This window comes from Stenotrophomonas sp. STEN029 (genome assembly GCF_056760015.1).
Map to the genome: position 1 here is coordinate 1 of NZ_JBRREC010000125.1, position 10680 is coordinate 10680.

Sequence of the window (10680 nt, forward strand, 5' to 3'; positions counted from 1 at the left end):
GTAAAGCCTCTGCCGAGCATGGCTCGGCACTACGTTGGGGTCTACTGGTGAAGCCCCTGCCGAGCATGGCTCGGCACTACAAGGCATTGCTTGGCAGAGGCTTTACCGGTAAAGCTCCAGCCGAGCATGGCTCGGCTCTACCGGGATCACGTGCATTTTCAGCTTCGCGGCTCGGGTCGCTCCTGCAAAGCACCCGATCAGTACAGATCCATAGGGTCCACATCCAGCGACCAGCGCACGCGGCGCGCCTGCGGCAGGCCATAAGCCTGCGCCATCAAGCCATCCAGCGCTGCATGCAAGGGACGCCGCTGCCCGGCCGACAGCAGCAACTGCGTGCGTTGGAAACCAGCACGGCGCGGCATCGGTGCCGGCATTGGTCCAAAGCGTTCAAGGTCGTTCTGTTTGGGAAGCAGGTGCTTGAGTGCGGCGAGGAATTCATTGGCCTGCTCCACCTGCTTTGCCTCGGCACGTAGCATGGCCATGTGTGCGAATGGGGGAAATCCAGCGGCCTCACGCTGCAGCAGTTCGGCATCGGCGAAGGCGTGGTAGCCACCGTTGACCAGCGTATGCAGCAGCGCATTGTCCGGATGGTGGGTCTGCAGCCAGACCTCGCCGGGGCGTTCCGCGCGACCGGCGCGGCCGGCGACCTGGATCAGCTGCTGCGCCAGTTTTTCGCTGGCGCGGAAGTCGGCCGAGAACAGGCCTTCATCGATGCCGACCACGACCACCAGGGTCAGCTTCGGCAGGTCGTGGCCCTTGGCCAGGATCTGCGTGCCGACCAGGATGCCGGGTTGATCGCCCAGCGTCGCCAGTGTCTGTTCCAGTGCATCGCGGCGGGCGGTGGTGCTGCGGTCGATGCGCAGCACCGGGTAGTCGGGGAACAACTGCAGCAAGCGTTCTTCCAGGCGCTCGGTACCAATGCCCTGCGGCTGCAGCGCCAGGCTGGCGCAATCCGGGCAGGCCAGCGGCACCGGCTGGCGCGCGCCGCAGTGGTGGCATTGCAGGCGACGGCCGCCACCGTGCACGGTCATTGGCGTCTTGTGCAGCGGCGTGCTGCAGCGTTTGCACGGCGCGGTCCAGCCGCAGTCATGGCAGAGCAGCACCGGCGCGTAGCCGCGGCGGTTCTTGAACACCAACACCTGGCTGCCGGCCTTCAGGTGCTGCTCGATGCCGACCAGCACTTCCGGTGACAGGCCATCCTGCAGCGGCCGCTTGCGCACGTCGAACACGCGCACGCCCGGCGGCTTGGCATCACCGGCACGCTGTTGCAGGCGCAGATGCGTGTAGCGACCGCTGCGTGCGTTGTGCAGGGATTCCAATGATGGCGTTGCACTGCCCAGCACCACCGGCACATTCAGTGCCTTGCCGCGCACCATGGCGAAATCGCGTGCGTGGTAACGGATGCCGTCCTGCTGCTTGTAGCTGCCGTCATGCTCTTCGTCGATGACGATCAGGCCGGCCTGCGGCAGTGGTGTGAAAATCGCCGAACGGGTACCGACGATCACCCGTGCTTCACCGCGCGAAGCGGCGGCCCAGACGCGTGCACGTTCGTTGTCGTTCAAGCCCGAATGCAGCGCATGCACCGGAATGCCCAGACGGCTGCGGAAACGGTGCAGGGTCTGCGGGGTCAGGCCGATCTCCGGCACGAGTACCAGTGCCTGCTTGCCTTGCTGCAGGCAGTGGCAGATGGCCTGCAGGTAGACCTCGGTCTTGCCGCTGCCGGTGACGCCATCGAGCAGGAAGGGCTGGAAACCCTCGGCTGCCTGCAGCGCGTCGATCGCTTCTTGCTGCTGCGGGTTGGGCACCGGGCCGGCGACGATGCGCGGCTGCGGGATCACCGCAGCAACTTCGATCCGTCGCGCATGTTCACGCTTCGACAGCGCGCGGGCAGCACTGCGCCAGTCCTCCAGCTGATCGTCCAGCAGGTCTTCATTGACGGGACCGCCGAGCAACAGCGAGGCCAGGCGCTGCGGGCGGGTACCGCTGCGCAGGCGCGCGTAACCGGCGCGGCCTGCCTCGGTCAGTTCCCAGGCCCAGCCATGGGTATCGGCTAATGGCTCGCCGCGGCGCAGGGGCGCTGGCAGCGCGGTGGCGATCACCTCCCCCAGTGGGGCGTGGGTGTAGCGCGCCAGCCAGCGCAGCGAGGCGCTGAGCTCGCCCCCGATCAGCGCGGTGTCATCCAGCCATTGCAGGGCCGGACGCAAGGTCGCCGGGTCATCGCTGTAGCCGATGGCCTCGACTACCCCGACCAGCTCGCGCGGACCGAACGGCACCCGTAACCGACGTCCCACATCACCAGCCTCGGGCGCGGGACTGCCGACCGGAGGCAGGTAGTCGAACAGCTGTGGCAGGGGCACCGGCAGGGCAAGGCGCAGGGTGGGGCAGTCAGGCATGGGGCAAGTTTAGCCGCAGCCGACGACTTGGCTGGCTCCATTCACCGTCATCGTGATGCTGTGAAGTCCTGCATAAATGCGGCGTAAACGCTGGCTGCGCTTGGAGATTTATTGTTATCCACACATCCTGTGGATAACTCTGTGGGTGAGTAATGTGCTCCACGCGTTCAGGGCGATGGAGCAAGCCTTTGGGTCAACTTGGTCAAAAAATAGCCACATAAGATATTCAATAAAAATCAATAACTTATCCGTGAAACAAAAAAGAAATACAGTCTCACGGCGGCGTGCATGGGTCGCTTGTCACAGCGTATTGACGCTGTGCACAAGTTGTTGCAGCGGCTTGCAGAATCGGTCCGCTGCTGCCTTGGGGCGTCGGCAGCGGGGTGTGCGCTCGGTATCATCACGGCATGACGGAGTTCACATGATGGCTGCACCAGCCCCTCTTTCGCCGGCCGCAGCCAATGCTCTGTCCGCCTTCTTGCGCGGGGTGGAACGCCGCGCCCTGGTCGTTGCCGAGCTGCAGGCTGGCGATGCCGCCGTCGGTGAACGCGCGGTGGCCGTGGCCATGCGTGCGTTTGCCGGCCATGCCGCGCAGCTGCTGATGGTTGAATGGCCGGCCCGCTTCTGGGGCCTGCTGTGCAGCACCCCGCAGTTGCTGAAGCCGACCAGCCCGGGCAACTGGGAGCCGGCCTTCGCACACCTGGGCACGCTGGCAGCAGGTGAACGCCTGGCCCTATTGCTGCGGATTGGCGCCGGCCTGGATGAAACAGCGGCTTCGACGGTGCTGGGCGTTGACGCCACTGCCTATCGGCAGGCCCTGGCGGGTGCCTGTCCGGTGGATGCAGATGGTCACCCGGATGCCGCCAGCTGGCGCGCCTTGGCCGAGCAGGTGCAGGCGCTGATCCGCGACCTGTCGCCGCCGCGCCTGCAGCAACTCGAACAGCTGCGCGATTCGGTGATTACCGGCGCCTTGCCCGCCGCAGCCGCTGCGCCCACTGCCGCTGGCAACAGCCCGCGCGTGGAAGAGGAGCGTCGCCGCAAGCCGGCGCCGCGACGCAAACCGGCCAAACCCTGGACGTTGCGCACCTGGCTGCTGCTGTGCCTGCCGCTGCTGTTGCTGGCAGTGGTCGCGCTGTGGTGGTGGCGTTCGCATACGGTGGTCAGCACTGACCCGGATGCTGGCAATGGGCTGGTCGACAACGGTCCGGTGCAGGTGGAATCGCTGCCTGACGACAGTCCCCCGGCCGGGCCGGGCGAAGACCCACATGCGGCGGCCGATGCGGCCATGCTGGCCGATCCTGCGTTGGACACGGCCCGCGATGCCGACTTCCATGCCTGGTATGCAGCCGGTGGCCCGATCCCGGTGGACGAGTCGCAGCCGCAACCCAGCCGTCCGGAACCGGCCGGTGCAGCGCTGGAGACAGCCGATGCCGATGAGTAAGTCTGTTCTGGCGGGCCTGATCCTCGTCGTTGCGCTGCCGCTGCAGGCGGCTGCGCCGACCGCTTTGCCGGGGCTGCCGACCACGACCGGCAGTGCCAGCGTGGTCAGCACGCGCAATGCATGGGCCTCGATGAGCCCCGAGCAGAAGCGCGAGCTCCGTAGCCGCTACGCAGCCTGGCAGGCACTGCCGGCCAGCGAACAACAGCGCATCCGCCAGGCGGCGGGGGCAATCGCGGCGCTGCCGGACGCACAGCGCCAGGCCCTGCGTGCGCGCTATATGGCCATCGACCAGATGCACCGCGATGGTTGGTTGCTGGGTCCGCAGTTGGGTGTGTTGTATCCGCGCCTGCAGCCGCTGTTCGGTTACCTGCCAGCGGCTGAGCGCGAGCCGGTGATTGCGCTGCTGCGACAACTCGATGCCGCCCAGCTGGAACAGCTGAGCCTGATTTCGCAGCGGACTCCGCCGCAGCAACGTGAAGAACTGCGCACCCAGTTGCTGGCCTTGGCACCGGCACAACGCGGTGCCTGGCTGCGCGAGAAAGTCGGGCACTGACTACCGGGCTGTGCGACAGCACGCCATCCGTTCATCCGCGGTGCGGGGCCGTAGCAACCTTGCCACGGTAGAATAGGCACACTCCGCGACCCGGCATCTGTGCGCTTCCTGCGCCGGCCGTAGTCCGCGTCCCTGTGTTTTATGTCCATGTCTCCCGCTACGCCGCGCTTCATGCAAGAAGTGCGGACGACCGGACTGCTCGCCCTGCCGTTGGTGCTGGGCCACGTTTCCACCGGTCTTATTGCCTTTGTCGACAACACCATCGCCGGCCACCATGGCACCGATACCTTTGCTGCGGTCAGCATTGGCACGGCCCTGCTATGGCTGCCGATGCTGGTGCCGATCGGCACCTTGATCTCGCTCACCGCCTCGGTGTCGCAGCTGCACGGCGCTGGCCGTGACCGTGAAATCGGCCCGCTGTTCCGCCAGGCACTGTGGTTGGGCGTGGGCCTGAGCGCGCTGATGTTCCTGTTCCTGAGCGTGGTGCCGGCGTTCCTGCCAGCGTTTGGTATCGCGCCGGAAATCGTGCCCGGTGCCACCGACTTCCTGCATGCCATCCGTTGGGGTGTGCCGGCGCTGACCCTGTACTTCTGCATGCGCTATCTCAGTGAAGGCATGCATTGGACCTTGCCGACCATGCTGATCGGTTTCGGCGGCCTGCTGGTGCTCGGGCCCTTGGGCTACGCGCTGTGCAACGGCAAGTTCGGCTTCCCCGAGCTCGGTGCCGCAGGCCTGGGCATCGCCTCCTCGGTGACCATGTGGGTACAGGCGCTGGCCTTCGCCACCTACCTGTGGACCACCAAGCGCTTCGCCCACCTGCAGTTGTTCAGTCATTTCGAACTGCCGCGCCCGCGCGCTATCTGGGACCTGCTGCGTACCGGTCTGCCGATCGGCATCACCGTGTTGATGGAAGGCGGTCTGTTCATCATCACCGCGCTGCTGATCGGCCGTATCGGTGCCACCGAGGCCAGTGCCCACCAGATTGCGATCAACGTGGCGCAGCTGTGCTTCATGATCCCGATGGGCGTGGCCGAGGCCACCACCGTGCGTGTCGGCCATGCGGTCGGCAGCAACGATCCGCTGGGCGTGCGCCGTGCCACCTGGGCGGGCTATGCCATCGTGCTGGTGACCCAGGTGGTGTCGATCACCGCCTTGTTGCTCGGCCATGACGCGGTGGTGGGGCTGTATACCGACGACCTTGCGGTGGCCGCGCTGGCCTCCACCCTGCTGTTGTACGCGGCCACCTTCCAGATCCCCGATGGCATCCAGGTGTTGTCGGCCGGTGCTCTGCGTGGGCTCAAGGACACCCGCGTGCCGATGTTCATTGCCATGTTCGCCTATTGGGGCGTGGGCATGCCGGTCGGTGCCGGGCTTGGACTGGGGCTGGGCTGGGGGCCGCAGGGCATGTGGATCGGCCTGATCATTGGTTTGACCGTGGCTGCGGTGTTGCTGGGTTGGCGGCTGCGGGTCAGCAGCGGTCGGCTGATCACCCAGGCTGCCCCCTGACTTAAAGGCCATGCCGGCAGCGTCCGGTTATGCGTATCCTGACTTGCAACCAGCCCCAATCGGAGCGTCCATGAATCCCCCTCCAGTGCCACGCCGCAATCCCGTTGCCAGCTTCTTCATCGGCATCTGGGACGTGATGAACTTCACCCGCCGGTTGATCCTCAACCTGCTGTTCTTCGGCTTGCTGTTCCTGATCCTGATCGGTTTGATGGTCGCCGTGGGCAAGGGCGCTTCATCGACGACGCTGCTGCAGGAAGGCACCACCCTGGTGATCGCGCCGGAAGGCCGTCTGGTCGAGCAGTACAGCACCGACCCGCTCAGCCGTGCGCTGGGCAAGGCGCTGGGTGAAACGAATGCCGAAGAGCTGCAGCTGCGCGATCTGATCCGCGCCATCGAAGCGGCCAAGGACGACAAGAAGATCAACCGCGTGGTGCTGCAGCTGGACAAGCTGCAGCCCAGTGGCTTTGCTTCGATGCGTGAAGTAACCGCCGCGCTGCAGGATCTGCGTGCGGCCAAGAAGCAGGTCGTCGCCTTCAGCGAGAACATGGGCCAGTCGCAGTACCTGCTGGCCGCGCAGGCCGATGAGGTCTACCTCGACCCGATGGGCGGCTTGTTGCTGGAAGGCCTGGGGCGCTATCGCCAGTACTTCCGCAGCGGTCTGCAGGACAAGCTGGGCGTGGACGTGCATCTGTTCAAGGTGGGTGAGTTCAAGTCCGCCGCTGAGCCCTATGTGCTCGACGCCGCCTCGCCGCAGGCCAAGGAAGCCGACCTGTTCTGGATGAACGACGTGTGGCAGCGCTACCTGGGCGACATCGCCAAGGCACGCAAGCTCGACGCCGCGCAGCTGGCTGCCGGCATCGACACGCTGCCCGAAGGCATTGCCGCCGCCGAAGGCGACCTGGCCCGTTTCGCCCTGCAGCAGAAGCTGGTGGATGGCCTGAAGACCCGCGAGGAAGTGGACGCGCTGCTCACCGAGCGCGGCGTCGCCGACGGCGATGCTGACGGTGGCTACCGCCAGATCGGCCTGGGCGAGTACCTGACCCAGCTCGACGCACGTCGCTCGCCGATGGATTCGCGTCCGCAGGTTGCCGTGGTGGTTGCCGAAGGCGAGATCGCCGGCGGCGACCTGCCGGCTGGCCGTATCGGTGGTGTCTCGACCTCGGCGCTGCTGCGCGAGGCACGCGACGACGACGACGTGAAGGCCGTGGTGCTGCGCGTGGACTCGCCGGGTGGCGAAGTGTTCGCCTCCGAGCAGATCCGCCGTGAAGTGGAAGCGCTCAAGGCCGCCGGCAAGCCGGTGGTGGTGTCGATGGGTGACATGGCCGCATCCGGTGGTTACTGGATCAGCATGAACGCCGACCGCATCTATGCCGACGAATCCACCATCACGGGCTCGATCGGCATCTTCGGCATGATCCCGAACTTCGCCCGCAGCCTGGACAAGATCGGCGTGCACACCGACGGTGTCGGCACCACCCGTTTTGCCGGCGCGTTCGACGTGACCCGGCCGATGGACCCGGCCGTTGGCCAGGTGATCCAGTCGGTGATCAACAAGGGCTATGCCGATTTCACCGGCAAGGTGGCAGCGGCACGCAACAAGCCAGTTGAAGCGGTGGATGAAGTCGCACGCGGCCGCGTGTGGAGCGGTGCGCAGGCCAAGGAGCGCGGTCTGGTTGATGCCTTCGGTGGCCTGAAGGCGGCCGTTGCCGATGCGGCGGAGCGTGCAAAGCTCGGTGAAAGCGACAAGTTCCGCGTGCGTTACATCGAGAAGGCAGCTACCCCGTTCGCGCAGTTCATGACCGGCTTCGCCGGCAGCCGCGCCGGCGCCTGGATGCTGGCCGACTCGGGCGTCGCACGCATGCTGATCGCCAAGCAGATGCCGGAGCTGGACACCCAGTTGCGCTTCGTCGAAGACGCAGTGAAGGACCGCAATGGTGCACCGGTGAAGTCGTTGGCGTACTGCTTCTGCGGCTTGTAAGCGCACCTGTGTGATGTGCAACAACAACGCCGCCCAAGGGCGGCGTTGTTGTTTCTGCACTGTAGTGCCGAGCCATGCTCGGCAGGGGCTTTCCAGGCAATGCCCAGTAGTGCCGAGCCATGCTCGGCAGTGACGTTGCCGGTAAGGCCCATTGCCGAGCATGGCTCGGCACTACATGTGGGTTTTCGCGGTAAGGCCCCATTGCCGAGCATGGCTCGGCATTACAGGTGACGCGCTACTTGGCGGTATCGGTGCCACCAATCGCTGCATCCAGCTCGGCTTTCTGCGCCTTGCTGGCCTGCTCGGCCGCTGCAGCAGCAGCCTTGGCCTGGTCCAGATCCTTCTTCATCGCATCACGCAATGCGGTGGCCTGCGGCTCAGGAGGACGTTCGGTGTCCGGCGCTTGTGGCTTGCATGCTGCCAGCGCAAGCAGCAACGGCACCATCAACAGGGAAAGACGCTTCATCGGCATGCTCCGCTGGGCTCAGGCAGCTATCCTAGCCCCATCTTCCTGCAGCGTCCCTTCACGGACGCTGCACCCTGCATTGATGAGGAAACAGCATGAATCCGCAGCGTTGGCGCCTGGATGGGCAAACCGCCTTGGTCACCGGTGCCAGTGCCGGCATTGGCCTGGCAATCGCACGTGAGTTGCTGGGTTTCGGTGCCGATGTGCTGATCGTCGGGCGTGATGCCGACGCACTTGAAACCGCGCGCGATGAACTGGCCGAAACCTTCCCGGAGCGCGCCATCCACGCGCTCTCGGCCGACGTCAGCGATGACCAGGATCGGCAGGAAATCCTCGACTGGGTCGAAGACCACAGCGACGGCCTGAACATCCTGGTCAACAACGCCGGTGGCAACACCACCAAGGCGGCAACCGAGTATTCCGAAGACGAGTGGCGCGGGATCTTCGAGACCAACCTGTTCTCGGCCTTCGAGCTGTGCCGCTACGCGCACCCGTTGCTGACCCGGCACGCATCCTCGGCGATCGTCAATGTCGGCAGTGTTTCCGGCATCACCCATGTGCGCAGTGGCGTGGTCTACGGCATGACCAAGGCGGCGATGCAGCAGATGACCCGCAACCTGGCCTGCGAGTGGGCCGAGGATGGTATCCGCGTCAACTCGGTGGCGCCGTGGTACATCCGTACCCGCCGTACTTCCGGGCCGTTGTCCGATGCCGATTACTACGATGAAGTGATCGCGCGCACGCCGATGCGGCGCATCGGTGAGCCGGAAGAAGTGGCCGCTGCTGTGAGCTTCCTGTGCCTGCCGGCATCGAGCTATGTCACCGGTGAATGCATCGCGGTGGACGGCGGCTTCCTGCGTTACGGCTTCTGAGTGTTGCAGTCGCTGCCAGCCAGCAGTGACTGCAGGCGGAGATGTTTTTCCCGCAGCGTCTCGGCCTGGCTGGCCGCTGCAAAACGCCATTCCGATTCGGCGTCGTTCACCCATTGCTGCCAGGTGGCGCAGCGCTGCGCAGGGTCGACCGCCGTGCAGGTATCGCGAATCACTTCGCAGGCATCACCTGCGCCGGTGTTCGGGTTGCCGTCCAGGCCGGTGACCTGCATGGCCACGCAGCGTGACGGCGGCTCGTTGGTTTCGCTGAAGTAGTTCTGGCCTTCGCGGGTGCGGCATTGGAACAGCTCGGGCAGCGGAACCGGTGGTGCGGTCACAACCGCGGCAGCCTTCGTAGGGGTGGCTGCCGCAGCAGCAGGAACGGGTGCCGCGATCAATTGCGGTAGCGCTGCAGGCGGCGGGTTGGCAATCGGTGGTGAAGGTGGTCCGGTCGCTACTGCCTGCATGACTTTCTTGCTCTGCTGCTGCGTGCCTTTGGGGCAGGGCATGTTCTGCACGGTGAGCGCGCCGGCGGCATCAGTGCAGCGATAGAACACGACCTCGGCGGCCCGCGCGCTGGCGCTGGCCAGAAGCAGGATCAGGATCAGGCAACGCATCAGGTTCCCCCACAGTCCTGTTCAAGCCGCGCGTCGATGCCGCGTTGCTCGCGGGTCAGTTCCCGACGTTCGCTCTGCAGCGCGCTGTTGTAGCGGCGGATCAGTTCCCAGCGCCGATCGCGCAGGCGCGCGCAGACTTCCTGTGGCGGCAGGGCATGGCAGCTGTCTCGCACCAGCACCGAACCCATCGGAACCGCGACACCTGCTCGCCACGGGATACCGCCTCCGCCGGGTGGGCGCGGCGGGCGTGGGCCACCGTGGCCGGGACCATGGGTTGGGTAGGCATAGCCCCAGGTCGGCATCCAGCGTGGATTGCCTTCGTTGTTGTCGCTGGTATAGCGCTCGCCTTCGGCGGTGACGCATTCGTACATCGGCTGTGGAGGCTGCACCGTGACCACCCGCACTTCGCGCTGGATGACCGGCGCGGTTGTGTGTGGGGCTGCTGTGGAGGCTTGTCGCGGTGGTGGATCCTTCGGCCGTGTCATGTCCAGCACCTGTTGCTGATGCGCCTTGGTGCAGGGCGCATCCTGCAGCGACACCGCGCCATTGCTGCCAACACAGCGGTAGATGCGGACATTGTCCGCCGAGCTGGCGGGAGGCGGGTCAACCGCCAGGGCCACGGCAGGCAACCAGACCAGGCAACCGAGCAGGGGCAGGCGAGCGCGCATGCCGGCAGTGTGCCACGACGGCTTCGTTGTTGTTGTAGGAGCGGCGTGAGCCGCGGAGCTGGCAATCCCTGTAAGGCCAAAAGGGCCTACCCCTCCCCAGCCCTCCCCTTGGCTTCGCCAAAGGGAGGGAGCGAAAACGTAGTGCCGAGCCATGCTCGGCTGAGGCGCTACCGGTGAAGCCCCTTGCCG

Annotated in this window: 9 protein-coding genes; 5 read left to right on the forward strand and 4 right to left on the reverse strand. The window is 65.7% G+C overall.

The genetic code is table 11. From position 1 onward, the window contains the following. Window positions 1–197: 197 nt before the first annotated feature. Window positions 198–2393, reverse strand: coding sequence for a primosomal protein N' (locus ACVOLI_RS19185; protein WP_481615597.1), 2196 nt, complete (start codon window positions 2391–2393; stop codon window positions 198–200). Window positions 2394–2814: 421 nt separating this feature from the next. Between ACVOLI_RS19185 and ACVOLI_RS19190 the strand changes: the two genes are divergently transcribed. The 4 genes from ACVOLI_RS19190 (at window position 2815) to sppA (ending at window position 7871) form a co-directional block, all read left to right on the forward strand. Beyond that, window positions 2815–3834 (forward strand): hypothetical protein, encoded by a 1020-nt coding sequence (locus tag ACVOLI_RS19190; RefSeq protein ID WP_481615598.1) that lies wholly within the window; start codon window positions 2815–2817, stop codon window positions 3832–3834. Next, a complete protein-coding gene (locus tag ACVOLI_RS19195; RefSeq protein WP_481615599.1) occupies window positions 3827–4387 on the forward strand; it encodes a DUF3106 domain-containing protein in 561 nt (186 codons plus the stop codon). The genes ACVOLI_RS19190 and ACVOLI_RS19195 overlap by 8 nt, the downstream gene beginning before the upstream one ends. 141 nt (window positions 4388–4528) lie before the next feature. Then, the gene (locus ACVOLI_RS19200; RefSeq protein WP_481615600.1) at window positions 4529–5893 is read left to right on the forward strand and encodes an MATE family efflux transporter; all 1365 of its coding nucleotides are present in this window, start codon (window positions 4529–4531) and stop codon (window positions 5891–5893) included. A 70-nt stretch (window positions 5894–5963) separates the two neighbouring features. After that, window positions 5964–7871, forward strand: coding sequence for a signal peptide peptidase SppA (sppA, locus tag ACVOLI_RS19205; protein WP_481615601.1), 1908 nt, complete (start codon window positions 5964–5966; stop codon window positions 7869–7871). Between the two features lie 235 nt (window positions 7872–8106). Here the strand turns inward: sppA and ACVOLI_RS19210 are convergent, their stop codons facing one another. Beyond that, window positions 8107–8337 carry a hypothetical protein gene (locus ACVOLI_RS19210; RefSeq protein WP_481615602.1) on the reverse strand — a complete coding sequence of 77 codons (231 nt, stop codon included), beginning with the start codon at window positions 8335–8337 and terminating at the stop codon, window positions 8107–8109. Window positions 8338–8432: 95 nt separating this feature from the next. On the opposite strand from ACVOLI_RS19210, the gene ACVOLI_RS19215 reads away from it, so the two are divergent. Then, complete coding sequence (locus ACVOLI_RS19215) at window positions 8433–9209, forward strand: SDR family oxidoreductase (RefSeq protein WP_282273335.1); 777 nt, start codon at window positions 8433–8435, stop codon at window positions 9207–9209. On the opposite strand, the gene ACVOLI_RS19220 is transcribed toward ACVOLI_RS19215, so the two are convergent. Both ACVOLI_RS19220 and ACVOLI_RS19225 read right to left on the reverse strand, forming a co-directional pair. After that, complete coding sequence (locus ACVOLI_RS19220) at window positions 9197–9823, reverse strand: DUF4124 domain-containing protein (protein ID WP_481615603.1); 627 nt, start codon at window positions 9821–9823, stop codon at window positions 9197–9199. The genes ACVOLI_RS19215 and ACVOLI_RS19220 overlap by 13 nt on opposite strands. Beyond that, complete coding sequence (locus ACVOLI_RS19225; protein ID WP_481615604.1) at window positions 9823–10491, reverse strand: DUF4124 domain-containing protein; 669 nt, start codon at window positions 10489–10491, stop codon at window positions 9823–9825. The genes ACVOLI_RS19220 and ACVOLI_RS19225 overlap by 1 nt, the downstream gene beginning before the upstream one ends. Between the last annotated feature and the right edge of the window lie 189 nt (window positions 10492–10680).